At 71.5% G+C, this 25,737-nt stretch carries 25 protein-coding genes and 1 riboswitch; of the genes, 14 read left to right on the plus strand and 11 right to left on the minus strand.

The features are described from left to right. Positions 1-29: 29 nt before the first annotated feature. The 4 genes from garA (at position 30) to BMZ92_RS00235 (ending at position 2,738) form a co-directional block, all read left to right on the plus strand. A complete protein-coding gene (gene garA, locus BMZ92_RS00220; RefSeq protein ID WP_091503393.1) occupies positions 30-494 on the plus strand; it encodes a glycogen accumulation regulator GarA in 465 nt (154 codons plus the stop codon). Continuing rightward, the gene (ftsR, locus tag BMZ92_RS00225; RefSeq protein ID WP_177228479.1) at positions 491-1,237 is read left to right on the plus strand and encodes a transcriptional regulator FtsR; all 747 of its coding nucleotides are present in this window, start codon (positions 491-493) and stop codon (positions 1,235-1,237) included. Before garA ends, ftsR begins: the two co-directional genes overlap by 4 nt. 226 nt (positions 1,238-1,463) lie before the next feature. Next, on the plus strand, positions 1,464-1,937 hold the full coding sequence (locus BMZ92_RS00230; RefSeq protein WP_091503395.1) for a bifunctional nuclease family protein: 474 nt from the start codon (positions 1,464-1,466) through the stop codon (positions 1,935-1,937). 234 nt (positions 1,938-2,171) lie between these two features. Next, positions 2,172-2,738 (plus strand): MerR family transcriptional regulator, encoded by a 567-nt coding sequence (locus BMZ92_RS00235; RefSeq protein WP_091503396.1) that lies wholly within the window; start codon positions 2,172-2,174, stop codon positions 2,736-2,738. A gap of 34 nt (positions 2,739-2,772) precedes the next feature. Continuing rightward, positions 2,773-2,870, plus strand: a riboswitch (glycine riboswitch). 160 nt (positions 2,871-3,030) lie between these two features. Here the strand turns inward: BMZ92_RS00235 and BMZ92_RS38510 are convergent. The 6 genes from BMZ92_RS38510 to BMZ92_RS00275 form a co-directional block, all read right to left on the minus strand. Then, the gene (locus BMZ92_RS38510) at positions 3,031-4,476 is read right to left on the minus strand and encodes a serine-rich family protein (RefSeq protein ID WP_281245122.1); all 1,446 of its coding nucleotides are present in this window, start codon (positions 4,474-4,476) and stop codon (positions 3,031-3,033) included. A 611-nt stretch (positions 4,477-5,087) separates the two neighbouring features. Next, entirely contained in the window at positions 5,088-5,954 is an 867-nt protein-coding gene (locus tag BMZ92_RS00255) for a 3-methyladenine DNA glycosylase (protein WP_091503401.1), read from the minus strand. A 2-nt stretch (positions 5,955-5,956) separates the two neighbouring features. Continuing rightward, positions 5,957-7,000 (minus strand): hemolysin family protein, encoded by a 1,044-nt coding sequence (locus tag BMZ92_RS00260; RefSeq protein WP_091503403.1) that lies wholly within the window; start codon positions 6,998-7,000, stop codon positions 5,957-5,959. Beyond that, positions 6,997-8,337 (minus strand): hemolysin family protein, encoded by a 1,341-nt coding sequence (locus BMZ92_RS00265; RefSeq protein WP_177228480.1) that lies wholly within the window; start codon positions 8,335-8,337, stop codon positions 6,997-6,999. The genes BMZ92_RS00260 and BMZ92_RS00265 overlap by 4 nt, the downstream gene beginning before the upstream one ends. 186 nt (positions 8,338-8,523) lie before the next feature. Beyond that, a complete protein-coding gene (locus BMZ92_RS00270; protein ID WP_091503407.1) occupies positions 8,524-9,093 on the minus strand; it encodes a TIGR03086 family metal-binding protein in 570 nt (189 codons plus the stop codon). Then, positions 9,090-9,680: a TetR/AcrR family transcriptional regulator gene (locus BMZ92_RS00275; protein WP_091503408.1), complete on the minus strand. Its 591-nt coding sequence runs from the start codon at positions 9,678-9,680 to the stop codon at positions 9,090-9,092. The genes BMZ92_RS00270 and BMZ92_RS00275 overlap by 4 nt, the downstream gene beginning before the upstream one ends. 137 nt (positions 9,681-9,817) lie before the next feature. On the opposite strand from BMZ92_RS00275, the gene BMZ92_RS00280 reads away from it, so the two are divergent. From BMZ92_RS00280 to BMZ92_RS00315, 8 genes are all read left to right on the plus strand, one after another. Continuing rightward, positions 9,818-11,071 (plus strand): glutamate-cysteine ligase family protein, encoded by a 1,254-nt coding sequence (locus BMZ92_RS00280; protein ID WP_091503410.1) that lies wholly within the window; start codon positions 9,818-9,820, stop codon positions 11,069-11,071. Next, positions 11,068-12,423 (plus strand): ergothioneine biosynthesis protein EgtB, encoded by a 1,356-nt coding sequence (gene egtB, locus BMZ92_RS00285; protein ID WP_091503411.1) that lies wholly within the window; start codon positions 11,068-11,070, stop codon positions 12,421-12,423. The genes BMZ92_RS00280 and egtB overlap by 4 nt, the downstream gene beginning before the upstream one ends. Then, positions 12,416-13,174, plus strand: coding sequence for an ergothioneine biosynthesis protein EgtC (egtC, locus tag BMZ92_RS00290; protein WP_091503413.1), 759 nt, complete (start codon positions 12,416-12,418; stop codon positions 13,172-13,174). Before egtB ends, egtC begins: the two co-directional genes overlap by 8 nt. Continuing rightward, positions 13,171-14,118, plus strand: a complete 948-nt coding sequence (gene egtD / locus BMZ92_RS00295; RefSeq protein ID WP_091503415.1) for an L-histidine N(alpha)-methyltransferase — start codon at positions 13,171-13,173, stop codon at positions 14,116-14,118. Before egtC ends, egtD begins: the two co-directional genes overlap by 4 nt. 63 nt (positions 14,119-14,181) lie before the next feature. After that, positions 14,182-14,598, plus strand: a complete 417-nt coding sequence (locus BMZ92_RS00300; protein WP_091503416.1) for a nitroreductase family deazaflavin-dependent oxidoreductase — start codon at positions 14,182-14,184, stop codon at positions 14,596-14,598. Between the two features lie 375 nt (positions 14,599-14,973). Then, positions 14,974-16,140, plus strand: coding sequence for an EfeM/EfeO family lipoprotein (locus tag BMZ92_RS00305; RefSeq protein ID WP_342743440.1), 1,167 nt, complete (start codon positions 14,974-14,976; stop codon positions 16,138-16,140). Further along, positions 16,137-17,318, plus strand: coding sequence for a Dyp-type peroxidase (locus tag BMZ92_RS00310; protein WP_091503420.1), 1,182 nt, complete (start codon positions 16,137-16,139; stop codon positions 17,316-17,318). Before BMZ92_RS00305 ends, BMZ92_RS00310 begins: the two co-directional genes overlap by 4 nt. A 38-nt stretch (positions 17,319-17,356) precedes the next feature. Next, a complete protein-coding gene (locus BMZ92_RS00315) occupies positions 17,357-18,982 on the plus strand; it encodes a phospholipase C (protein WP_091503421.1) in 1,626 nt (541 codons plus the stop codon). 176 nt (positions 18,983-19,158) lie between these two features. On the opposite strand, the gene BMZ92_RS00320 is transcribed toward BMZ92_RS00315, so the two are convergent. Further along, positions 19,159-19,665 carry a MarR family winged helix-turn-helix transcriptional regulator gene (locus BMZ92_RS00320; RefSeq protein WP_091504262.1) on the minus strand — a complete coding sequence of 169 codons (507 nt, stop codon included), beginning with the start codon at positions 19,663-19,665 and terminating at the stop codon, positions 19,159-19,161. A 107-nt stretch (positions 19,666-19,772) separates the two neighbouring features. On the opposite strand from BMZ92_RS00320, the gene BMZ92_RS00325 reads away from it, so the two are divergent. Further along, positions 19,773-20,195 carry a PPOX class F420-dependent oxidoreductase gene (locus tag BMZ92_RS00325; RefSeq protein ID WP_091503423.1) on the plus strand — a complete coding sequence of 141 codons (423 nt, stop codon included), beginning with the start codon at positions 19,773-19,775 and terminating at the stop codon, positions 20,193-20,195. A 27-nt stretch (positions 20,196-20,222) separates the two neighbouring features. Here the strand turns inward: BMZ92_RS00325 and BMZ92_RS00330 are convergent, their stop codons facing one another. The 4 genes from BMZ92_RS00330 to BMZ92_RS00345 form a co-directional block, all read right to left on the minus strand. Continuing rightward, on the minus strand, positions 20,223-21,404 hold the full coding sequence (locus tag BMZ92_RS00330; protein WP_218153362.1) for an RNA polymerase sigma factor: 1,182 nt from the start codon (positions 21,402-21,404) through the stop codon (positions 20,223-20,225). 5 nt (positions 21,405-21,409) lie between these two features. After that, positions 21,410-21,751, minus strand: coding sequence for a YciI family protein (locus BMZ92_RS00335; protein WP_091503426.1), 342 nt, complete (start codon positions 21,749-21,751; stop codon positions 21,410-21,412). A gap of 117 nt (positions 21,752-21,868) precedes the next feature. Continuing rightward, on the minus strand, positions 21,869-24,742 hold the full coding sequence (locus BMZ92_RS00340) for an aconitate hydratase (protein WP_091503428.1): 2,874 nt from the start codon (positions 24,740-24,742) through the stop codon (positions 21,869-21,871). Between the two features lie 196 nt (positions 24,743-24,938). Then, the gene (locus tag BMZ92_RS00345) at positions 24,939-25,325 is read right to left on the minus strand and encodes a MerR family transcriptional regulator (protein ID WP_342743442.1); all 387 of its coding nucleotides are present in this window, start codon (positions 25,323-25,325) and stop codon (positions 24,939-24,941) included. Between the two features lie 76 nt (positions 25,326-25,401). On the opposite strand from BMZ92_RS00345, the gene BMZ92_RS00350 reads away from it, so the two are divergent. Continuing rightward, positions 25,402-25,737 carry an EthD domain-containing protein gene (locus tag BMZ92_RS00350; protein WP_091503431.1) on the plus strand — a complete coding sequence of 112 codons (336 nt, stop codon included), beginning with the start codon at positions 25,402-25,404 and terminating at the stop codon, positions 25,735-25,737.

Below are 25,737 nucleotides of genomic sequence, written 5' to 3' on the forward strand. Positions count from 1 at the left end.
GTAACACTTCAGTGGTGAGGAGAGCTCAGGTGAGCACGAACGACGGACCCGGCGTTCCCCCGGAGCAGTCTCCGGAGCGGACCTCGGTCTTCCGGGCCGATTTCCTGGCGGACGCGGAGGGCCACGAGCCGCCGGCGCCCGAGCCTTCGGTCGCCGGCGTCGACGCGCTGCCGGCGGGCTCGGCACTGCTGGTCGTCAAGCGGGGTCCCAACGCGGGCTCGCGGTTCCTGCTGGACCGCGACACCACCAGCGCGGGACGGCACCCCGACAGCGACATCTTCCTCGACGACGTCACGGTCTCCCGCCGGCACGCCGAGTTCCGGCGTGAGGGCGGCGAGTTCGTGGTGATCGACGTGGGCAGCCTCAACGGCACCTACGTCAACCGCGAACCGGTCGACCAGGCCGTCCTCGCCGGCGGGGACGAGGTGCAGATCGGCAAGTTCCGCCTGGTCTTCCTGACCGGCCCGGGGCACGGGGGCCAGGGGGCACGGTGACGGCTGCCGGGCGGCCACAGCGCGAGGGGCTGAGCATCGGGGCCGTACTGGCGCAGCTGCGCTCGGACTTCCCCGACGTCACCATCTCCAAGATCCGGTTCCTCGAGTCGGAGGGGCTGGTGCGGCCCGGGCGCACGCCTTCGGGCTACCGGCAGTTCGCCCCGGCGGACGTCGAGCGCCTGCGGTTCGTGCTGTCCGCCCAGCGGGACCACTACCTGCCGCTGAAGGTCATCAAGGAGCAGCTGGACGCCGCCGACAGCGGTGCGGCCGGGCCCGAGGTCACTCCGGTCCGGCTGCCCCGCAAGCTCGTCTCGCTGTCCTCGCCGGCCGGGGACGCGCTGCCCTCGGCCGAGGACTTCGCGCCGGGGCGCGAGGTCCGGCTGACCCGCGAGGAGCTGCTCGAGCAGGCGGGTGTCGACGCGGGCACGCTGGCCGAGCTGGAGCAGTACGGGCTCGTCCGGCCGGGGCCCGCCGGCTTCTACGACCCGGACTCGGTGCTCGTCGCGCGCACCGTGCGGGCGATGACCGAGTTCGGCATCGAGCCGCGGCACCTGCGGGCGTTCCGCGCCTCGGCCGACCGGGAGGTCGGCCTGCTGGAGCAGATCGTCACGCCCGTGTACCGGCACCGCGACGCCGACGCGAAGGCCCGCGCCGACGAGATGGTGCGCGAGCTGGCGGCGCTGTCCGTGACCCTGCACACGCTTCTGGTCAAAGCGGGCATCCGCGGTGTCACGGGCGGCTGAGTGCGGCCCCGTGCCCTGTCCCGGTCGGTAATGACACAGTTTCATGACTCTTCCTATCGCCCCGGATGCCGTACCGTTGGTTGTGGGTTGCCGGACACCGAACGTGCTTGAGGCACATGCGAACTAGCGAGCACAGCGTCCACCGGGCGGGTAGCGTCGAGGATGTCGGCGCGGGCACGGCCGCAGGGCGCTGCAGCCCGCGCACAGGAGAGGGAGGCGAAGTCCGATGAGCGAGATGCGCGTCGTCGGCGTGCGGGTCGAGCTGCCCGCGAATCAGCCGATCTTGCTGCTGCGGGAGACGGAGGGCGAGCGCTACCTCCCGATCTGGATCGGATCCGTGGAGGCCACGGCCATCGCGCTCGAACAGCAGGGCGTGCGGCCGGCGAGGCCGCTGACGCACGATCTCCTCAAGGAGGTCATCGGCGCGCTCGGGCGGGAGCTGGAGCACGTCGTGATCACCGATCTGCGCGAGGGCACCTTCTTCGCGGAGCTGGTGTTCGACGGCAACGTGCGCGTTTCCGCGCGCCCCAGCGACTCGGTCGCGCTCGCGCTGCGGGTCGGGGTGCCGATCCACGCCGTGGACTCGGTGCTCGAAGAGGCCGGCCTGATCATCCCCGACGAGCAGGAGGACGAGGTCGAGAAGTTCCGCGAGTTCCTCGACTCCGTCTCACCCGAGGACTTCCGCGGGGCCGACACCTGAGCCCCCGTCCCGCCGCGGACAGCTGATCCGGATGACGGCTGAATAACTGGTCGGGGCCGCCGCGCGTCGCGTTGACCAGTGGGGCCACCACGCTTACCGTCTAAGGCGGTAAATCGCCAAGGTGCAATTCCCCCCGGACCGGGGTGCACGCCGCGGTTCGCCGGCAGGGGTTCCGCTCCCGGGACCCCGGTGCTTGTTTCGACCGGCCGCCCGGCCGGGCGAGGGGAGGCATGCGTGGTCGACGAGAGGCCGATCAAGGCGGTCGACGGAGAGCAGGGTGAGCTGTTCCCTGATTCGTCCCTGCCGGATGAGCTGGTCGGTTACCGGGGGCCCGCGGCCTGCCAGATCGCCGGGATCACCTACCGGCAGCTCGACTACTGGGCCCGCACGAAGCTCGTCGCCCCGAGCATCCGCACCGCGCACGGCTCGGGTTCCCAGCGCCTGTACTCCTTCAAGGACATCCTGGCGCTCAAGATCGTGAAGCGTTTACTGGACACGGGCGTCTCGCTGCAGAACATCAGGGTCGCGGTGGACCACCTGCGGGCCCGCGGGGTCGCCGACCTGGCGAAGGTGACGCTGGTGTCGGACGGCACCACCGTGTACGAGTGCACCTCGCCGGAGGAGATCGTCGATCTGCTGCAGGGCGGGCAGGGCGTGTTCGGCATCGCCGTGAAGGTCCCGATGCAGGAGATCAGCGGCACGATCCACGAGTTCCCGGCCGAGCGCGCCGACGGCGGGCACGTCGAAGCCGTCGTGCCGGACGAGCTGAGCCAGCGGCGCAACGCCCGCCGTACGGGCTGAAATTACCTGCGGGTAGTGTGAAGCCCGCAGTCGCCGAAGCCGCGCGGGAGAGACCGAGCCCCCACCCGGGCCCGGCGCCGAAGGAGCAACTCCTCCCCGGAACCTCTCAGGCCCCCGGACCGCGCGGACGAGACGCCTCTGGAAAGTGGGTCCCGGCCACAACCCGGAACTCCGCCGACGGTGCAAGCCCGGCCCAACGCAACGGGTGAACCTCTCAGGCGCCTTCACGGCATGGACAGAGTGGGGAGGCCCGGACACCAGCTTGGTGTCCGGGCCTGTTTCTTTTCCAGGCTCAGCCGCTGGTGAGCCCGGCCGCCTTGAAGTCGGCCTGCTGGGCGGGTTCCCGCAGGTAGTCGCGGAAGACCTGGGCCGCGCGGGCCTGCACCTCGTCCACCGTGGCACCGGCCAGCCCGAGGAACGGGTAGTCGGCGGAGGGGGCGTTGGCGACCGACTCGGCGGGGGAGCCGACCATGCCGGGTTTGGTGGTCTGCAGCTGGTCGACCCAGTAGGAGTTCTCGGGCACCCAGGCGGCGGGCAGGCCGCCGATGGCCGCGAGGTCGGCCTTGCCGGTCAGCGCGTCGAGGACCTGCTGGGACGGGATCGCCCGCACCTCGATGTGGACGCAGTGGGCGTGCACGACGGTGTTGGCCTGGTTCCACCGGTTCGCGGCGGCCTCGACGGGTTTCTGCGCGGTCGGCGTGACCACGACGGACATCGTCGAGTCGCCCTCGGTGCAGGCGTTGGCCTGGGCCTCGGCGCGGCTGTTGACGGTGTTGTTGGCCCAGCTCCAGCCCAGCAGCCCGACGACGAGCAGCACGACGAACACCCCGGCGACGATCGGCCACTTCGCGACCTTGCGGCGCCCGGCGACCTTGCCCATGGCGCGGTGCGTGCCGGTAGCGCTGCTGCGGCCCTCGGAGACGACGCGGTGGCCGCCCGTGGCGGTTGACCGGCCCTCGGAGACGACGCGGTGGCTGCCCGTGGTGGTGGAGCGGCCCTCGGACACGGCGCGGTGGCTGCCGGTCGTCGTGGTGCGGTTCTCGCCGGTGTCGGTGGCGCGGACGGGGCGGTGGCTGCCGGTCGAGGTGGCGCGACCCTCGCGGGTGCGGAAGCCGCCCGTGGAGGTGGAGCGGCCTTCGGAGACGGCGGGGTGGTTGCCGCTTCGCGTGGCGCGGCCTTCGGTGGGGGTGCCGCCGACGGCGGGGTAGTTGCCGCTGCGCGTGGCGCGGCCTTCGCCCGCGGCGCGGAAGCTGCCGCTGCGCGTCGAGCGACCCTCGGTGCGGGAGCCGCCGATGGCGGGGAAGTTCCCGCTGCGGGTGGCCTGGCCTTCGGTGGGGGTGCTGCCGACGGCGGGGAAGTTGCCACTGCGGGTGGTCTGGCCTTCGGTGGGGGTGCTGCCGATGGCGGGGAAGTTGCCGCTGCGGGTGGCGCGGCCTTCGGCGGGGGCGTCGCCGATGGCGGGGAAGTTCCCACTGCGGGTGGCCTGGCCTTCGGTGCGGGAGCCGCCGATGGCGGGGAAGTTCCCACTGCGGGTGGCGTGGCCCTCGGCCGGGTAGCCACCGCTGCGCGTGGCGCGGCCTTCCGTGGGGTGACTGCCGCTCCGCGTGGCGCGGCCCTCCGCGGCGGAGCCGCCGACCGCGGGGTAGTTCCCGCCGCGCGTCCCGCGGCCTCCGGTGCCATCTACTGCCGGGAAGTTCCCGCTACGAGCGCCCCTGCCTTCGCCGGGGGCGCCGTCCACCGCCGGGAAACCGCCGCTGCGCGTGGCGCGACGGTCCGTGGGGGAACCGCCGACCGGCGGAAAGCTGCCGCTGCGGGTGGCCCTGCCTTCACTAGGAGTGCCGCCTACCGCAGGGAAGTTCCCGCTGCGCGTGGCGCGGCCGGGCTCACCGAAGGCATTGAAGCCATCGGGCTCGTCGGCAGGCTCGGGGGCGGGGCGGCGGAGGCCGACCGTCGTGCGGTTGGCCTCGGAACGCCCTCCAGGCAAGGGAAAATCACCTTCGTCGGTCACCGCGGGGATCGTGCGCGTGCGCTCGTCGACGGGAGGAAGGGGGCGCTGCGGGCGGTTCAGCGCCGGCTGTCCAGGCCGCATCGGTGCCCGGCCGTACTGCGGCTGCCTCGGATGCGCGGCGTTGCCCGGTCCGCCCGCCGGCCGCCGCGGCTCCTGCGGTCGCTCAGGGAGGCGAGGAGCGGGATCGTCGTCCCGGCTGTGACGCCCCATCGGGTAGTCCCTTCAACTCTGCGTGCATAGTCGGCAAACGCGTTCACCCTAACAGGGGTAGAGCGTTAGGAAAACGTGATGCGCCCGTGAGGGCGAAAAAACTTACCGTCACCACACAAAAGATCAAGGAATCACTTGTGAAGCGAAAGTAAGTAGTGGCACTGCGCTATCAGCCTGTTGCGCAGCGGGGCCGCACGGCGGGCGAACCCGCCCTGCAGCCGGGCGTATTCGGCGCGCCCGGACGGGGTTTCGATGCGCACGGGCTCGTACCCGAGCGCGGAAAGATCATACGGACTCGCCCGCATGTCCAGTTCGCGGATCTCCACGGCGAGTTCGAAGCAGTCGGCGAGCAGTTCCGACGGGACAAACGGATCCAGCTTGTAACAAACCTTGTACAAATCCATGTTCGCGTGGAGGCAGCCCGGCTGTTCCAGCTCGGGTTGGGTCTCCCTCGTCGGCTGCAGCGCGTTCCGAGGCCGGGCGGGCGCGGTGAAGAAGCGGAACGCGTCGTAGTGCCCGCACCGGATGTCGAGCGAGTCCACGACGGCGTCCGTACCCGCGCCACCCAGCCGTAGCGGCAGCTGGTTGTGCCGCACCTGCTCGGGGCTCTGCCGGTACACCATGGCCCACTCGTGCAGCCCGAAACAGCTCAGCCGGGGCGCGCGGCTCGCCGTCTTTTCCAGCAGGGCAAGGAAATACCGCGTCGTCTGCGCCTTCTTCTCCGTGAAGGCGGCCAGGTCGAGCGCCACGCCGCCCTCGACGCGGACGTAGCCGGGCCGCTCCAGGAACCGCTCGCCACCGGCCAGCACGACACCGGCACCGGGGTGCCAGCGCTCCAGGTGCCCCGGCCGGTACGAGTAGTACTCGAACAGGAAGTCCAGCACGGGGTGCTTCTCCCCGCGGGACCGCCGTTCCTGCCGGGGCCGCGTCCAGCGCCGCATGCGCTCGGCGTGTGCCCGCTCGCGCTCGCCCCACTCCTCCGGCGCCAGCACGCGCATGGTCACGCCGCCACGTGCGTGCCGTCGCGGACCGTGCCGACGTACTCCTCGACGAGGTCCTCCAGCGCGACGACGCCCACCGGCCGTCCGGCCGTGTCGAGCACGCGCGCCAGGTGCGAACCCTCCGCCCGCATGGCCGACAACGCCTCGTCGAGGCGGGTGCCCGAGGGCAGGTCGGTGAACGCGCGGATCCGGTCCGCGGCGATCGTGGTCGCGGGTGCGTCGCCGATCTGGTCCAGCACGTCCTTCACGTGCAGGTACCCGATCAGCTCCCCGGCCGCCGAGCAGAGCGGGTACCGCGAGAAGCCGGTCTCCGACACCGCCCGCTCGACCTCCCCGACCGTCGGCGCGGGGGACAGCGTCTTCAGCTCGTTCAGCGGCACCAGGACGTCGGCCACGGTCTTGCGCACCGACGACAGCGTCTGGCTCAGCCGCTCGTGCTCCGACTGCTCCAGCAGCCCCTCCCGCCGCGACTCGCTGAGGAGCTCGGCCAGCTCCGCCGAGGTGTAAGCGGTTTCCAGCTCGTCCTTCGGCTCCACCTTGACCACGCGCAGCAGCGAGTTCGCGAGGAAGTTCAGCAGCCAGATGAACGGCCGCGCGAGCTTCACCCACCCCACGTGCACGGGCACCAGCCACAGCGCCAGGCGCTCGGGGTCGGCGATCGCCAGGTTCTTCGGCACCATCTCGCCGATCAGCACGTGCAGGATGGTGATGAACGCCAGCGCGATCGCGAACGAGATCGCGTGCACCAGCACCTCGGGCATGTGCACCAGCTCGAAGAACGCGCCGAGCCGGTGCGCGACGGCGGGCTCGCCGAGGCGGCCCAGCAGCAGCGAGCAGATCGTGATGCCCAGCTGCGCGCCCGCGAGCATGAGCGAGACGTGCCTGCTGGCGTTGATCACGATCTTCGCGCGCGTCTTGCCCTGTTCCAGCAGCGCTTCCAGCCGGTCGCGGCGCGAGGAGATCAGGGTGAACTCCGCGCCGACGAAGAACGCGTTGGTCAGCAGCAGCACCACGACGAGGACGATGGCGAGCCAGTCGTTCATCGCGGCTGCTCCTCCTCCGCCGGGGCCGGCGCCTCCAGCCGGTGCACGCTCAGCTCCGCGATCCGGTGCCGGTCCATCGTCAGCACGGTGAGCCGCCAGCCGTCGACCTCGACGCCGTCGCCCGCCGCCGGGATGCGGCCCAGCCGCTCCAGCACCAGCCCGGCGATGGTCTCGTAGTCGCCCTCGGGCATGCGGAACCCGGTCAGCTCGCTGACCTCGTCGGCCCGCAGCTGCCCCGACACCAGCCAGGTGTCGGGGTCCAGCCGCTGCGACGCGGGCGCCTCACCCTGGTCGTGCTCGTCGCGGACGTCGCCGATGATCTCCTCGACGACGTCCTCCAGCGTCACCAGGCCCGCCGTGCCGCCGTACTCGTCGACGACCATCGCGATCTGGAAGCGCGAGTCCCGCAGCCTCGACAGCAGCGCGTCACCGGGCAGCGACTCCGGCACGGTCGGCACCGGCCGCATCACCGTGCCGATGCGGACGCTGCCGCGTTCCCTGGCCGGCACGGTGAAGGCCTGCTTGACGTGCACCGCGCCCTGGACGTCGTCGAGATCCTCGCGGTAGACGGGAAAACGGGAGTGCCCGGTCTCGCGGGAGAGCGCGACGAGGTCGTTGATCGTGTCGTCCACCGTCAGCGACTCGACCTGCACGCGCGGGGTCATCAGCTCGTCGGCGGTGCGGCCGCCGAAGCGCAGGGACTTGTCGAGCAGCTCCGCGGTCGAGGGCTCCAGCGTGCCGCTTTCCGCGCTGGTGCGCACGATCGAGCCCAGCTCCTGCGGCGAGCGCGCGGAGCGCAGCTCCTCCTGCGGCTCGACGCCGAACTTGCGCACCACCCAGTTCGCGCTGTTGTTCATCAGCGTGATGAGCCAGCGGAAGAGCGCGGAGAAGCGCGAGTGGTAGCCCATCACGGCCCGCGCGGTCTGCAACGGCCGCGCCACCGCGAGGTTCTTCGGCACCATCTCGCCGAGGATCATCGACAGCGACGTGGCCAGCAGCAGGGCTGCGACGAGCGACGCGCCCTCGGCGGCGCCCTCGGACAGGCCCAGCGCCGTCAGCGCGGGCCGCACGAGCCGCCCGATGAGCGGTTCGGCGAGGTAACCGGTGACCAGCGTGGTCAGCGTGATCGCGACCTGCGCGCCGGACAGCTGGTAGGACAGGTGGGCGTGGGCCTTGCGGACGATCTGGGACCGGCGGTCACCGGTCTGCCGGACGTCGGCCTCCACGGTGCTGCGCTCGAGCGCCGTCAGCGAGAACTCGGCCGCCACGGCCAGTCCGGTGCCGATGGTCAGCAGGACGAAGAACAGCACGCCCAGCACGGAGAAGAGCACGTCCATCAGCGCGCCCCTGCCGCTCGGCGGGCGGGATGGGAGTCGGGGGAGCCGGGTTCGTCACCCGGCTGGGTACTGTCACCAGGTGACTGCGCGTCGCGCACGGGTAGCGCTCACTCCTTGTCATGGCCGCTGAGGTGCCGTCCATGATACCGGGCGATCCGGTCAGCCGGGGCGTCCCTCGCGGGAAGGTCAGCCCCGCGGGTCGCGCCCGGTGAGCCCGAGCAGCCGTTCGGCGGCGGGCGCGCTGCCGGGCACGGGCACCGCTTCGGCGAAGATCCCGGTGCCCTGCCAGGACTCCAGCTGCGGGCCCATCGTGGTCAGCAGCGCCTCCGCCACGTCCTCCGGGATCGGTTGTGCCGCAGCGATCCCGCGCGCCAGGTCCCACGCGTGCACGGCCAGGTCGAGCGTCATCTGCCAGCCGTAGTCGGTCGCGTCCGCCTCGCCGTAGGACAGGTGCACGAGGCGGTCCGTCGCGCCGGGCTCGGTCCACGCCTCCCGCGCGGCGGCCGAGGACTTCTCCCACGCCCCGACCGGATCCGCGCCGAGCACGTCCCCGTCGTAGCGGTCGCCGACCTCGTCCAGCGTCTGTCCCGCCAGCAGGTGCGGCACCCAGAGCTGCTCGGAGACCAGGTGGTTGACCAGGTCCCGCACAGTCCACTCCGTGCACGGGGTGGGCGCGTCCCACTGGTCTTCGCGAACCTGGTGCACCGTCCGGTCGAACGTCCGCAGCGCTTCCCCATGAGCGTCGAGCAGGTTCATGGCTCCAGCGAAGCACGAACGCGGTGCCGGCGCACGCTTTCTTCGACGAGGTCGAGCACGGGGCCCAGGTCGTCGGCGGGCAGGCCCATCGCCAGGTGCGACACGAGCCCCTCCAGCACCAGCTCCAGGTACGACGTGAGCACGTCGACGTCCACGTCGTCGCGGAGGTTGCCCGCTTCGCGCTGGCGCAGCAGGCGCTGCCGCGTCGCGTCGGTGAGCTGCCGCGAGCGTTCCGCCCAGCGGGCGCGGAACTCCGGGTCGGTGCGCAGCCGGCGCGACACCTCCAGCCGCGTGCCGAGCCAGTCCGCCGGGTGCTCACCGCCGCCGAGCAGGTCCCGCATCACCTGCACCAGACCCTGGGCGGCGACGACGTCGGCCATCCGCGCGGCGTCCTCCTCCGCGAGGGCGAGGAACAAGGACTCTTTGTCGCGGAAGTGGTGGAAGATCGCGCCGCGGGACAGGCCGGTGGCTTCCTCCAGCCGCCGCACCGTGGCACCCTCGTAGCCGTACCTGGCGAAGCACACGCGGGAACCGTCGAGGATCTGGCGCCGGCGCGCGTCGAGATGATCCTGGCTCACCCGTGGCATTCGCTGATCGTGTCACGCGCGGTAGTTCTTACGCAATCCGTACGTACGTACTGTGTCCGTCTCGCGGCGCCTGAAATTGTCGTACCGCGCGTGTAGCGTCCGAACCCGAGTGATCCTCCTGACGAAGCAGGTGTGACATGACCACGGTTCGCCACGTCCCGGGGCCCGCCGGAGGTGCGAACGGAGTGGCCGCGAAGGTCGTCTCCGATCGTGCCGCCGGCGAAGCCTACGTCGCGTCGGTGTGCTTCAAGCACGGCCCTCCGAGACTGCTGGGGGTCGAGCTGGAGTACACCGTCCACTACGCCGACGATCCCCGGAAACCACTGCAGGCCCCCGATCTCGCCCGTGCGCTCGGCGCGCACGCGCCCAGCACGCTCGTCCCCGGCAGCCCCGCGCTGCCGCTGCCCGCCGGTTCGCCGCTCACCCTCGAACCGGGCGGCCAGGTGGAGATCTCCGCGCTCCCGCAGGAATCGCTGCGGGACCTCGACCGCGTCGTCTCCGCCGATCTCACCTACCTGACCGATCTGCTCGCCCGCGCCGGGTTCGCCCTCGGCGAAACGGGGATCGACCCGTTCCGCCCGCCGGCCCGGCTGCTCACCACTCCGCGCTACGCCACCATGGAGCGCCGGTTCGCCCCGCTGGGGCCGGGCGGCATCACCATGATGTGCAGCACCGCCGGGCTGCAGATCTGCGTCGACAGCGGGGAAAGCGACGAACTGCCCGCCCGCTGGGCGGCCGTGCACGCGCTCGGCCCGCCGCTGCTGGCCCTGTTCGCCAACTCGCCGCGGCACGCGGGCCGGGACACCGGCCTGGCGTCGGCGCGCTGGCAGGCGGTGCTCGACACCGAGCACGCCCGCACGTTCGCCACGCCGCCGTCGGACGATCCGCCCGCGACGTGGGCCCGGCGCATGATGGACACCCCGTTGTTGCTGGTGCGGCGGCAGGACGGGCCGTGGGACGCGCCGGACGGGCTCACCTTCGCCGACTGGGTGGCCGGGCGGGGCGCCGCGGGGCTGCTCGCCCCGCCGACGACGGACGACCTCGACTACCACCTCACGACGATGTTCACCCCGGTGCGCCCGCACGGCTACCTGGAGGTGCGCTACCTGGACGCGCAGCCGGGCGACCGCTGGCTGCACCCGGTGGCACTGCTGACCGCACTGCTCGCCCGTCCCTCCACTGTGGACGAGGTACTGGCGCTGTGCGAACCCGTCCCCGACGCGTGGGAGCGCGCCGCGCGCGACGGGCTGCGTGACCGCGAGATCGCCGCGGTGGCGCGGAAAGTGGCGGACCTGGGCTGTGCGCACCTGCCGGCCACGGGGCTGCCGCCCGGAAAGATCCACGAGATCAGCGACGGCGTGCAGCGGCTGGTGCACGCCGGAAGGGGATGACCGACGTGACCGAGATCCTGACCGAGGCCCCGAGCGGGTTCGAGGAACGCAGCGCCGAGCAGCTGCGTGACCACGCGGCGCTGGCGCTCACCCGCGCGCGGGAGCGGAGCACCGCGCTGACCGACGCGGTGGACGACGAGGACCTGGTGCGCCAGCACTCGAAGCTGATGTCCCCGCTGGTGTGGGACCTCGCGCACATCGGCAGCCAGGAAGAGCTCTGGCTGGTGCGGGACGTCGGCGGCCGCGAGCCGCTGCGGCCCGACATCGACGACCTGTACGACGCCTTCCAGCACCCCCGCGCGGACCGGCCCTCGCTGCCGCTGCTCGGGCCCGCCGAGGCGCGCCAGTACGTGGGCGAGGTGCGGGCGAAGGCGTTCGAGGTGCTGGAAAAGGCGCCGCTGAGCGGGCGCAGGCTCACCGAGGCGGCGTTCGCGTTCGGCATGATCACCCAGCACGAGCAGCAGCACGACGAGACGATGCTGGCCACCCACCAGCTCCGCCGGGGCGAGCCCGTGCTGCACGCGCCGGCCGCGCCGGGCCGCCGCACGGGCTCGCTGCCCGAAGAGGTGCTGGTGCCCGGCGGGCCGTTCCTGATGGGCACGAGCGTCGAACCGTGGGCGCTGGACAACGAGCGGCCCGCGCACGAGGTCGACGTGCCCGCGTTCTTCATCGACACCACGCCGGTCACCAACGGGCAGTACTTCGAGTTCCTCGACGCCGGTGGCTACGACCAGCGCCGGTGGTGGAGCGACGCGGGCTGGGAGTACCGCACCGCGCACGACATCACGGCGCCCCGGTTCTGGCGGCGGGAGCCCGGCGGGTGGTGGCGCACGAGGTTCGGCGTCCACGAGCCCGTGCCCGCCGACCAGCCGGTGGTGCACGTGTCGTTCTACGAGGCCGAGGCGTACGCGAGGTGGGCGGGCAAGCGGCTGCCCACCGAAGCCGAGTGGGAGAAGGCCGCCCGCTGGGACCCGGCGACCGGGCAGTCGCGGCGGTACCCGTGGGGCAACGAGGACCCGAAGCCGGAGCACGCCAACCTCGGCCAGGTCCACCTGAGCCCGGCGGCGGCGGGTGCGTACCCGGCGGGAGCCTCGGCGCTCGGGGTGCACCAGCTGATCGGCGACGTCTGGGAGTGGACGAGCAGCGACTTCGCGGGGTACCCGGGGTTCGCCGCGTTCCCGTACCGCGAGTACTCGGAGGTCTTCTTCGGACCGGAGTACAAGGTGCTGCGGGGCGGCTCGTTCGGCACGGACGCGGCGGCGATCCGCGGCACGTTCCGCAACTGGGACTACCCGATCCGGCGGCAGATCTTCTCCGGGTTCCGCTGCGCGAGGGACGCCGAGGGTGTGTAGGCACCTCGCGTACCTCGGACCGCCGGTCTCGCCTGCCGAGCTGGTGTTCGGCGCGCCGCATTCGCTGCTGCACCAGTCTTACGCGCCCGCGGACATGCGGGGCGGCGGCACGGTGAACGCCGACGGCTTCGGCTTCGCGTGGTACAGCGGCGGCACGCCGGTGCGGTACCGGCGGGCGAGTCCGATTTGGACGGACGACGACGCGCCCGTGCTCGCCGGGTCGGTGCGCTCGGGCGCGTTCGTGGCGGCGGTGCGCAACGGCACGGTCGGGATGCCGCTGGCGGAGGGCGCGTGCGCGCCCTTCGTCGACGGGCCGTGGGCGTTCAGCCACAACGGGCGGGTCACCGGCTGGCCCGGCTCGCTCACCGCGCTGGCGGGCAAGCTGCCGGTCGCCGACCTGCTCACGCTGGAGGCGCCCACGGATTCCGCCGTGCTGTGGGCGCTGCTGCGGGAGCGGCTGCGGGCGGGGGAGCACCCGGTGCAGGCCGTCACCGACCTCGTCCTGCGCACCGAACGGGCCGCGCCCGGTTCGCGGCTCAACCTGCTGCTCACCGACGGCGAGACCCTGGTGGCCACCGCCTGGACCCACGCGCTGTCGTACCGGGTGCGCGACGGGGCGGTGGTGGTCGCCTCCGAACCGACCGATCCCGGCCCGGACTGGACACCGGTGCCCGAAGGCCACGCCGTCGTCGCGCGCGCCGGCGCGGCCGACCTCATCCCCCTCGACGCTGATCGGAGTGCCCTGTCATGAGCGACCGCGCGGAAGCCCTGCGCACCGACGTCCGGTCCGGATTCTCGGCGGCGCAGAAGTGGTTGCCCGCCAAGTGGTTCTACGACGCCCGCGGCAGCGCGTTGTTCGAGGACATCACCAGGCTGCCGGAGTACTACCCGACGCGGGCCGAACGCGAGACGCTGGCCCGCGAGGCGGGTGAGATCGCCCGCGTCACCGGCGCCAGCACGCTCGTCGAGCTGGGGTCCGGGTCGAGCGAGAAGACCCGCCTGCTGCTCGACGGCCTGCGTGCCCACGGCACGCTGCGCACGTTCGTGCCGCTGGACGTGTCGGCCTCGGCGCTCGACGAGGCGGTGGCCGCGATCCGGGCCGACTACCCCGGTCTGGAGGTGCACGGCGTCGTCGGCGACTTCACCGAGGACCTCGGCCTGCTGCCCGGTGAGCCGCCGCGGCTCGTCGCGTTCCTCGGCGGCACGATCGGCAACTTCCTGCCCGCCGAGCGGATCAAGTTCCTCCGCTCGGTCCGGGCCGTGCTGGCCGAGGGGGAGTGGCTGCTGCTGGGCACCGACCTCGTCAAGGACCCGGAGACGCTGGTGCGCGCCTACGACGACGCGGCCGGGGTGACCGCCGAGTTCAACCGGAACATGCTGCGCGTGGTGAACGACCTGCTCGGCGCCGACTTCGACCCGGGCGGGTTCGCGCACGAGGCGTACTGGGACGCCGAGCGCGAGTGGATCGAGATGCGGCTGCGGGCCACGGAGGAGACGACCGTGCACATCCCCGGCGCGGGGATGACGGTGCACTTCGCCGAGGGCGAGTACATCCGCACGGAGATCTCGGCGAAGTTCCGGGCCGGTGGTGTCGCGGCCGAGCTGGCGGAGAGCGGCTTCGCGGTGGAACGCTGGTGGACCGACGCGGAACGCCGCTTCGGGGTGTCCCTGTCCAGGGCGGTTCGTGAGGGGTGATCGAATAGCCCGGTGAACCCGTTACCTCGTATCGCACTCTGGCTCGCGTCCCAGCCGTGGTTCATGCGCGCGGCGAAGGTCGTGCCTCCGCTCGACAAGCGGCTGTACCGGCTGACCGGCGGGCGCGTGTCGCTGCTCGGGCTGGCGAGCCTGCCGTCGATGCGGCTGACCACCATCGGCCGCAAGAGCGGGCTGGAGCGCAGCGTGAACCTGCTCTACTTCCCGTACGGGGACCGGTACGTGCTGATCGCCTCGAACTGGGGCAAACCGGACGACCCGCAGTGGGCGCGGAACCTGCGTGCCGAACCGAAGGCGACGGTCGAGGTCCGCAGGCAGCGCGTGCCGGTGCTGGCGACCGAGGTGACGGGCGAGCGGTACGAGTCCCTCTGGCGGGAGGTGCTGGAGTTCTGGCCCGGGTACGCGATGGAGCGGTCCGTCGCGGGGCGCGAGCTGCCGCTGTTCATCCTCGAACGGCGCTGAGGTTGTTGTTCCGGTGCCCCGGCCCGTGTGGCCGGGGCACCGGTGTTTTCGGGGGTGGCGTGTGGGCGAGTCGGGGGGTTGCTGGGGTCGCTTCCCGCCGGTGCCCGCCACTGGTTCCGATGGTGGCGCGTGTGGCCGAGCTGCGTCGTACCCTTCGGCGCCCGACCCCGCCGGGCGGGCACGGTTGCTCCCCGCAGCGCGGCCATTCCCCGCCACCCCGGGACGTCGCGTATATCCGATTTGGACGGTAATGCGAGAAACCCCGGGTGAACATCCGCTGAACCTCTCGCGGGACCCCCTCGCGGACGGCTGAAATTCACTTCCGGCGCTTACGCTCCGCTCGCAGTTGTCAGCCGTTCGAGCGATAGGAGCACGGTGTCGCGCTGGCTTGTGGGCGTGGTGCTCGCGGGGGTAGTGGTCGTCGTCGGGGGAGTGGTCTTCCTGGCCTGGCAGGGCACGCCCGCCGCGGCCCCGGGCGACCCGGTGATCACCGTTTCCCGCTCCTCCTGCGGACAGGGCTGGACCGATCCGCGCCCCGGGGTGCAGTCCTTCCAGGTGCACAACACCGGCTCCGTCACCGCCGAGGCCGACCTCGTCGACCCGACCACCGGTACCGTCTACGGCGAGGTCGAAGGCCTCGGCCCCGGCACCACCAGGACGCTGCAGGTCACGCTCGGCAACGGCGTCTACGCCTTCCGGTGCACGCCCGAGGAGACCGACCCGATCACCGGCCCCAGCGTCACCATCACGGGCGGTGACGACCGCTCCGGACCGGCCGTCGTGCCGGTCAGCCGCAACGACCTGCTCGGCCCCCTGCGCGACTACCAGGCCTACGTCGCGACGGGCCTCGACACGCTGGCCGGGCAGGCCGACGCCCTCCGCGACGCCGTGCACCGCGGCGACCGCGCGGGCAGCGAGGCCGCCTGGCTCACCGCGCACCTCACCTACGAACGCCTGGGCGCCGCGTACGACGCCTTCGGCGACTCCGACGGCGCCATCAACGGCACGGCCGACGGCCTGCCCGGCGGCACCGCCGACGAGGGCTTCACCGGCTTCCACCGCCTCGAAAACGGCCTGTGGCACAACGAGGACCTCGCCGCGCTGGCCCCCGTCGCCGACCAGCTCGACGCCGACGTGCACCAGCTGCGCACCGACCTGCCCACCCTGCAGGTCGACCCGAACGACCTGGGCCTGCGCGCCCACGAGATCCTGGAGAACACCCTGCAGTTCGAACTCACCGGCCGCACCGACTACGGCAGCGGGACCACGCTCGCCACGGCGCTGGCCAACCTCGACGGCACCCGCGAGGTGCTGACGGTCCTGCGCCCGGTGCTGGCCCCGCGCATGCCGATGTCCGATGTGGACACCTGGCTCGACCGCACCGACCGTGCGCTCCACACCGCGCAGCGGCCCGACGGCACCTGGACGCCCGTCACGCAGCTGTCCCGCGAGCAGCGCGAGAAGATCGACGGCGCGGTGAGCGGGCTCGTCGAGCGGCTCGCCCCGATCGCCGCCATCACCGAACCGAGGCGGGTCCCGTGACCCCGAACCGCCGCACCTTCCTGCGGGGCGCCGTGCTCGGCGCCGGAGCCACCGCCGCCGCGGTGGGCACGGGCACCGCGACGGCCTCCCCGACGACGTGGTCGTTCCACGGCACGCACCAGGCCGGGATCCTGCGCCCACCGGCGCCGCAGTCGATCGTGGCCGCGTTCGACGTCATCGCCGAGAACCGCGCCGAGCTCACCGACCTGTTCCGCGCGATCACCGACCGCGCCAGGTTCCTGACGAGCGGCGGCTCGCCGACCGCCGTCGGCATCACCGCCCCGCCCGCCGACTCCGGCGTGCTCGGCCCGACCGTGCCGGCGGGGGACCTCACCGTGACCCTCGGCGTCGGCGCTTCGCTGTTCGACGAGCGCTACGGCTTAGGCGACCGCAAACCCGCGAAGCTCACGCCGATGAAGATGTTCCCCAACGACGCGCTCGACGAGACCCAGTGCCACGGCGACCTCAGCCTGGCACTCGCGGCGAGCGACGCCGACACCGTGGTGCACGCGCTGCGTGACCTCGCCCGCGCGACCAGGGGAGTGATGCAACTCCGCTGGCGCATCAACGGGTTCAGCTCCCCGCCGCGCCCCGAGGGCACGCCCCGCAACCTGATGGGCTTCAAGGACGGCATCGCCAACCCCACTGACGGGGAGCTGGACCGGCTGGTCTGGGCGGGCGCCGGCGAGCCCGCGTGGACGGCGGGCGGCAGCTACCAGGTGATCCGCCTGATCCGCATGCTCGTCGAGTTCTGGGACCGGGTTTCGCTGTCCGAGCAGGAGAACATGTTCGGCCGCCGCCGCGACAGCGGTGCCCCGCTCGACGGTGCCCGCGAAACCGACGAACCGCGGTACGCCGAGGACCCCACCGGGACCGTCATCCCGCTGACCAGCCACATCCGGCTCGCCAACCCGCGCACCGCGGACACCGACGCCAGCCGGATCCTGCGCCGGTCGTGCAACTACGACCGGGGTATCGACACCAACGGCAACCTCGACATGGGCCTGATCTTCACCTGCTACCAGCAGGACATCGCGCGCCAGTTCGAGGCCGTCCAAACGCGACTGATCGACGAACCGCTGACCGACTACATCTCCCCGTTCGGCGGCGGCTACTTCTTCGCGCTCCCCGGCGTCGCCGGGCCAGAAGACTTCTTCGGCCGGGCCTTGCTGGCCTGACCGGGGAAAACCCGCTCCCACCACTCCAGGAGGACACTGTGGACAGAGCTTTCGGCCGGTGGCGCCGCAAGCGGACGCTGCTCGGCGCCGGAGCCGTGCTGACGGCGGCCGGTGTGGCCGTCGCCGTCACGACCGCGGTCGGCGGCGCCGACGCGCAGCCGCTGCAGGCGCAGCACGCCGACTGGCTGCCCACCGCGACGCCCATCAAGCACGTCGTGGTGATCTTCGGTGAGAACATCTCGTTCGACCACTACTTCGGCACCTACCCGAACGCGGCCAACACCGACGGCACGCCGTTCACCGCAGCGAAGAACACGCCGAAGGTCGACGGGCTCGACAAGAAGCTGCTCACCGACAACCCGAACGCCTACAACCCCAAGCGGCTGTCCCCGAGCCAGGCGCTCACCTGCGACCAGAACCACAACTACGGTGCGGAGCAGAAGGCGTTCGACGGCGGCAAGATGGACAAGTTCGTCGAGAACACCGAGACGGACAAGTGCACCGGGCAGCCGATCCTGTTCGGCGAGCCGGGCCTGGTGATGGACTACTACGACGGCAACACCGTCACCGGCATGTGGAACTACGCCCAGCACTACGCGATGAGCGACAACTCGTTCAACACGGTGTTCGGCCCCTCCACGCCCGGCGCGATCAACCTGATTTCGGGGCAGACGCACGGGATCCAGGCCGTCGACCCGGTGACGCACAAGCCGGTCAGCGACTCCTACGTGGTGGCCTCGCCCGACCGCAACGGCGTCGGCACGGTCATCAACGACCCGGACCCGGCCTACGACGACTGCTCCGACAAGAACCACACCGCGAGCGACAACCTGGGCGTCATGCAGGGCCGCAACATCGGTGACCTGCTCAACGACCGGCACGTCACGTGGGGCTGGTTCCAGGGCGGCTTCCGGCCGACCGGGACCCAGAACGGCTACGCGGTCTGCGGCGCGTCGCACCAGAACGTCGGCGGCATCTCGGCGGTGGACTACAGCCCGCACCACGAGCCGTTCCAGTACTACAAGTCGACGGCGAACGAGAAGCACCTGCCGCCGAGCTCGGTGGCCGCGATCGGCCAGACCGACCAGGCCAACCACCAGTACGACCTGACCGACTTCGACGCCGCGCTGGCCGCCGGGAACACGCCCGCGGTGAGCTTCCTCAAGGCGCCGGAGTACCAGGACGGGCACGCCGGCTACTCCGACCCGCTCGACGAGCAGCAGTTCGTGGTCAGCGAGATCAACAAGATCCAGCACTCGAAGGACTGGGCGTCGACGGCGATCGTGCTCGCCTACGACGACTCGGACGGCTGGTACGACCACGTGGACGGCAAGGTCGTGAACGGCTCGCACGACGCGTCGAACGATTCGGCGGTGTGCACGGGCAAGAAGACGGAGCTGGGCGGCTACGCCGACCGCTGCGGCTACGGCCCGCGCCTGCCGCTGCTGGTGGTCTCGCCGTTCGCGAAGACGAACTTCGTCGACCACACGCGGACCGACCAGACGTCGGTGCTGCAGTTCATCGAGGACAACTGGTTCACCGGCCGCGTCGGCGGCACGTCGTTCGACACCCGCGCCGGCGGGCTGTGGAACATGCTCGACTTCTTCGGCCACCGCGCTCCCGCGGTGCAGCTCGACCCGAAGACGGGCGCCGTGGTGCGCTGAAGTCCAATCCCCCAGAAGCGCCCTTCCACCTTCCCGGTGGGAGGGCGCTTCGCCGTCTCACCAGCGCAGTCGCTGGTCCCTGCCGAAGTTCCGCGCGGTGGTGCCGGCCGGCGAGGAGCCGTGGTGGAGTGGCTGCGGCAGCGCCGGCGACTGCGGGCGCGGCCCGGCGCTTCCCGTCAGCCGTGGTCCGCCGCGTCGCGGTGGTCCGGCATCAGGCGCGCGTGCAGCTTGCTGAGAATCCCGGCCAGCGCCGACAGCTCCTCCGGCTGGAGCGCGTCGATGACGAGCTCCCGCACGCGGGCGACATGGCCGGGAGCCGCGCCGGCCAGCTGGGCGAAACCGGCGTCGGTGAGGATGGCGAGCGTGAACCGCCCGTCGCGCGGATCCGGTTCCCGGTCCACGAAACCACGTGCCTGCAGCCGGGCCATGAGGTGGGACAGGCGGGACAGCTCGGAGTGCGTGCGCACCGCGAGCCTGCTCATCCGCATCCGGCGTTCCGGCTGCTCGGCCAGCACCGCCAGGACGTAGTACTCCAGGAAGCGCAGCTGCGAGTCCTGCTGCAGCTGGCACTCCAGGGCGGTCGGCAGGCGGGCGACGAAGCTCATCAGCATCCGCCACGTGGCGAGCTGCTCGTCGTCGAGCCAGCGCGGGACCGTCGCCCCGGTGCTTCGGTCGCCGGTCATGCGGTCAAGCATAGGGGCGGGGGAGCGTGACTTGAAGATTCACGTGACAGGGCTATAGTCGCGTGAAGATTCAAATGATCATCGGCGTTGCGCGGAGGAGAGGACACATGGCGGACACCGGTCGTGGAATTCTGGACATCGTCCCTGCCAGCCATCACGACCTGCTGACGGCTCCGGGCACCGCGGTGCTGACCACGATCGACCGGCACGGCCGCCCGCAGTCGACCGCGGCCTGGTACCTCGTCGACCGCGACGGGCTGCTCAAGCTCTCCTCCACCGCCGACCGGCAGAAGATCAAGAACCTGCGGGCGAACCCGTCGTGCACCTTCTTCCTGATGGACCCGGCCAACCCCTTCCGCACACTGGAAGTCCGCGCCGAGGCCGAGCTGGTCGCCGACACCGACTTCGCGGATCTCAAGCGCTTCACGGAGGCGTACGGCAGGGAACCGAGGGTCCTCGGCGACGAGCGGTTCACGATCGTGCTCCGGCCCCGCAGGATCGTCGCCAACCCGCCGGCGCGGCAGAGCTGACGGCCCCCTCGCCGGGCTCCTCCCCGCTCACCAGCGCAGTCGCTGGGTGAGCACGTCCTGCTCCGCCGGGTTGGCCGTCAGCGCGAGGGCGCGAAGATTGGCGTCACGGGCCTCCTCGTGGCGGCCGAGTTCCCGCAGCAGCTCGGCGCGCGTGGCGTGGAAGAGGTGGTAGCGGTCCAGATCCGGGATCGCGTCCACTTCGGACAGTGCGGCAGCCACACCCTTCGTGTACCGCAAGGCGATCGCGCGGTGCAGCCGGGTCACGGGGGAGGGCGCGTAGCGCAGCAGCAGCTCGTACAACAGCACGATCTGGGGCCAGTCCGTGTCCTCCCAGCGGGCGGCCTCCGCGTGGCACGCCACGATCGCCGCCTGGAGCTGGTACTGGCCGGGCCGCCGTAGCCGTCCGGCGCGCGTGAGCAGCCGGATCGCCGAGTCGATCGCCTCGCGGTCCCAGCGGCTGCGGTCCTGGTCCCGCAGCAGCAACAGACCGCCGTCCGCGTCGAACCGCCCGGCCACTCGCGCCCGGTGCAGCCGGATGAGGGCGAGCAGGCCCAGCACCTCCGCCTCACGGGGCATCAGGTCCGCCAGCGAAGCCGCCAGCCACTCGGCGTCGGCGGTAAGGTCGCGGGAGTGCGGTTGCGTGGTGCCGAGGTACCCCTCGTTGCACAGCAGGTAGATCACCCGCAGCACCCCGTCGAGCCGCTCGCCCAGCTCGTCGTCCGCCGGCAGGCGGTAGGGGATCCCGGCCGCGGTGATCTTGCGTTTCGCCCGCGTGATCCGCTGCGCCATCGTCGGCTCCGGCACCAGGAACGCCCGCGCGAGCTGGGCCGTGGTCAGCCCGCAGACGGTCTTGAGCGTCAGCGCGACCCGGGCCTGCGGCGCGAGCGCCGGGTGGCAGCACGTGAACAGCAGCCGCAGCTTCTCCGCCGGGTCCGGCGGCCCGGGATCGGCCAGCAGCGCGAGCTTGTCGCGCAGCCGGGCCTGGCGGCGCAGCACGTCCAGGCCCCGGCGCCGGGCGACGGTGAACAGCCAGGCGTCCGGCCGGTCCGGGATGCCCTCCGCGGGCCAGCGTTCGAGCGCGGTGAGCACCGCGTCGGCCACGACGTCCTCGGCGGCGGCGAAGTCGCCCAGCAGCTCGACGAGCGCGGCCGCGAGCCGGCCCGCGTGGTCGCGCACCACGCGGGCCAGCGTGTCCTCCGCGTCCGGCACCGGTCTCAGAAGGCGATCGGCCGGATCTCGACGAGCGGGCAGCCCGGCCAGCCGCGGGCCATCCGCAGCGCCTCGTCGAGGTCGGGCACGTCGACCTCGACGTACCCGCTGACGACCTCCTTGCCCTCGACGAACGGGCCGTCCGTGACCACGGGCTCACCCCCGCCGAGGCGGATCGAGGTCGCGGTGTCCGGTTCGGCGAGCTTGGCCCGGTGCGTGATCCGGTCCGAGTGCTCCGCCAGCCACGCCATCACCCGCGCCCCGGCGGCCTCGCGCTCGGCCTCGTCCATCGCCTCCCAGTCCTTCTCCCACTGTTCGGTCTCGCAGAACAACATCAGGTACTTCATGCGGTACCACCTCCTGCCCTCCTAGACGAACGGGGCGCGCCCCGATTCGACACCGGCGGGTGGCAAAAGAAAAGCGCCGCGGGCCACCAGGGCCCGCGGCGCTTCCGCCCGAGGAGATCAGGCGCGCGTCATCTTGCGCAGCACGTACTGCAGGATGCCGCCGTTGCGGTAGTAGTCCGCCTCACCGGGGGTGTCGATGCGGACGACCGCGTCGAACTCCACCTTGGAAGACTCAGTGCCGTCGTCCGCCAGTTTCCTCGCGGTGACGTGCACCGTCCGCGGGGTCTCGCCCTCGTTGAGCTTGGTGATGCCCGCGATGTCGAACGTCTCCGTGCCGTCCAGGCCCAGCGACGCCGCCGACTCGCCCTCCGGGAACTGCAGCGGGATGACGCCCATGCCGATCAGGTTCGACCGGTGGATGCGCTCGAACGACTCCGCGATCACCGCGCGCACGCCCAGCAGCCGGGTGCCCTTGGCCGCCCAGTCGCGCGACGAGCCCGAGCCGTACTCCTTGCCGCCCAGCACGACCAGCGGGATGCCGGCCTGCGCGTAGTTCTGCGCCGCGTCGTAGATGAACGCCTGCGGGCCGCCCTCCTGCGTGAAGTCGCGGGTGTACCCGCCCTGCACGCCGTCCAGCAGCAGGTTGCGCAGCCGGATGTTGGCGAACGTGCCGCGGATCATCACCTCGTGGTTGCCGCGCCGCGAACCGTAGGAGTTGAAGTCCTTGCGCTCGATGCCGTGTTCCTTGAGGTACTTCCCGGCCGGGGAGTCCTCCTTGATCGCGCCCGCCGGCGAGATGTGGTCGGTGGTCACCGAGTCGCCCAGCAGCGCCAGCACCCGCGCGTCGGCGATGTCCTCGACCGGCGACGGCTCGGCCTGCATGCCCTCGAAGTACGGGGGCTTGCGGACGTAGGTGGACTCCGCGTCCCACGCGAAGGTCTTGCCCTCCGGGGTGGGCAGGGACTTCCACCGCTCGCCGCCGTCGAACACGTCGGCGTAGTCCTTGGCGAACATCTCCTGCGTGATCGCCGAGTCGATGGTCTGCTGGATCTCCTGCGGCGACGGCCAGATGTCGCGCAGGAACACGTCGTTGCCCTGCTCGTCCTGGCCCAGCGGCTGGGTTTCGAAGTCGAAGTCCATCGTGCCGGCCAGCGCGTAGGCGATCACCAGCGGCGGCGAGGCCAGGTAGTTCATCTTGACGTCGGGGTTGATCCGGCCCTCGAAGTTCCGGTTGCCCGACAGCACCGACACGACGCTCAGGTCGTTCTCCTGCACCGCGGCCGAGATCTCCTCGGGCAGCGGGCCGGAGTTGCCGATGCACGTGGTGCAGCCGTAGCCGACCAGGTGGTAGCCCAGCTTCTCCAGGTACGGCCAGAGCCCGGCCTTCTCGTAGTAGTCGGTGACGACCTGCGAGCCCGGCGCCATCGACGTCTTGACCCACGGCTTGACCGACAGGCCCTTGTTCACCGCGTTGCGGGCCAGCAGCGCGGCACCCAGCATGACCGACGGGTTCGAGGTGTTGGTGCACGAGGTGATCGAGGCGATCACGACGTGACCGTGGTCGAGCTGGAACTCGCCGCGCTCCGCCGACTTCACGGTCACGAGCTTCGACGGGCGGCCTTCGGCGTGGCCGTGCGGCTGCTGCGGCTCGTCGCCACCGTTCGCGGAAGCCGCGTACGCGGGCGCGTCACTGGCGGGGAAGGACTCCGACGAGGATTCGTCCACACCGGACAGCACGCCCTGCGGCTGCTCCTGCTGCGGCACGCCCGGCTTGCGCTCGGCGCTGCCGGTGACCTCCGCGGGCACGTAGTCGGCGAGCGAGGTGCGGAAGCTCTCCTTGGCCTTCGACAGCTCGATGCGGTCCTGCGGGCGCTTCGGGCCGGCGATCGACGGCACGACCGTCGACAGGTCCAGCTCCAGGTACTCGGAGTAGGTGGCCTCGTGCGACGGGTCGTGCCACAGGCCCTGCTCCTTGGCGTAGGCCTCGACCAGCGCCAGCTGCTCGGGGGAGCGGCCGGTCAGCTTCAGGTAGCGCAGCGTCTCCTCGTCGATCGGGAAGATCGCCGCGGTCGAGCCGAACTCGGGGCTCATGTTGCCGATCGTGGCGCGGTTGGCCAGCGGCACCGCGCCGACGCTCTCGCCGTAGAACTCGACGAACTTGCCGACCACGCCGTGCTTGCGCAGCATCTGGGTGATCGTCAGCACGACGTCGGTGGCCGTCACGCCGGCCGGGATCTCCCCGGTCAGCTTGAAGCCGACGACGCGCGGGATGAGCATCGACACCGGCTGGCCGAGCATCGCGGCCTCGGCCTCGATACCGCCGACGCCCCAGCCCAGCACGCCGAGGCCGTTGACCATCGTGGTGTGCGAGTCGGTGCCGACGACGGTGTCCGGGTACGCCTGGCCGTTGCGCGACATCACCGTGCGCGCCAGGTACTCGATGTTGACCTGGTGCACGATGCCGGTGCCCGGCGGGACGACCTTGAACTCCTCGAACGCGTTCTGGCCCCAGCGCAGGAACTGGTAGCGCTCGCGGTTGCGCTCGTACTCGATCTCGACGTTGCGCTCGAAGGCGTCGGCGCGGCCGAACACGTCGATGATCACCGAGTGGTCGATGACCAGCTCGGCGGGCGCCAGCGGGTTCACCTTGTCGGGGTCGCCGCCGAGGTCGGTGACCGCCTCGCGCATCGTCGCCAGGTCCACCACGCACGGCACGCCGGTGAAGTCCTGCATCACCACGCGCGCGGGCGTGAACTGGATTTCGATGGAGGGGTCCGCGGTGGCGTCCCAGCCGCCGAGCGCGCGGATGTGCTCGGCGGTGATGTTCGCGCCGTCCTCGGTGCGCAGCAGGTTCTCGAGCAGGATCTTGAGGCTGTAGGGCAACCGCTCGGAGCCCTGCACCTTGTCCAGGCGGAACACCTCGTACGAGGCGTCGCCGACCTGCAGGGTGTCCCGGGCGCCGAAGCTGTCCTTGCTGGCTGGTGCGGTCACGTCTGTCTCCAGTGGCTGGGGCGCCGCCTGGGTGGTGCCGTGGCGACGTCCCGGTCGTCAGTCGGGTCTTTTGAGCGAGTCTCGCGCACGCGTGCGGCGTCCGCATACGCGGGGACGTGCAGGCTTGCTACGAGCCAAACAGTACGCTTGTCCTTTTTTGCTGGCAAGGCCGACACGCCCCCGCCACGCTGTGACTTCAGCCGTGCTCCGCGAGGTACTTCCGGTTGGCGTCCATCAGCTCGTCCAGCGCGTCGCGGGCGGCGGTGAGGCTGGCGATCGCGTGCGAGAGCCGTTCCCGTTCACGTTCCATGGCCGCCAGCGCGAACTCGGCCCTGGGCCTGCTGGGTTCCGCCATGCAAGGGGCCATCTCGGCGATGGTCTGGCTGGGCAGCCCGGCGGACAGGAACGCCTGGATGAGCTCGACGCGCCGGACGTGCTCCTCGTCGTAGTGCCGCTGCCCGCTGGGCGCCCGCACGCTGGCCAGCAGGCCCTGCTGCTCGTAGTAGCGCAGCGACCGCTGGCTCACGCCGGTCCGCCTCGACAACTCACCGATCCGCATCGCGTCCCCTGTGCCCTCCGTCACCCGGGCTTGCCTTTGACATGGATGTCAACTTTTAGCGTAGCCAGGTCAGCACAGGCACCACGAGAAGGGGAAGCCGATGATCAAGTTCGTGTACCTGGTCAACCGCGTCCCGGGGATGACCCCCGAGGAGTTCGTCGCGTACCACCGGGAGCACCACGCCCCGCTGTTCACCTCCATCCCCGAGACGCGGCAGTACGTCCGGCGCTACACCGTTTCCCATCCGGTGCCCGCGCCGGGCTACCCCAGCCCGGCGTACGACGGCGTCACCGAGATCTGGTTCGACAGCTGGGCCGACCACGACGCGTTCTTCTCGTCGGCGAACTACCGCGAGCGGGTGCACCCGGACGAGGGCAAGTTCATCGACCTCGACTCCGTGCGCACGGTCGTCACCGACGAGAAGGTGGTGCTGTGA

It is taken from the genome of Amycolatopsis sacchari (assembly GCF_900114035.1).
GTDB classification, from domain to species: domain Bacteria; phylum Actinomycetota; class Actinomycetes; order Mycobacteriales; family Pseudonocardiaceae; genus Amycolatopsis_E; species Amycolatopsis_E sacchari.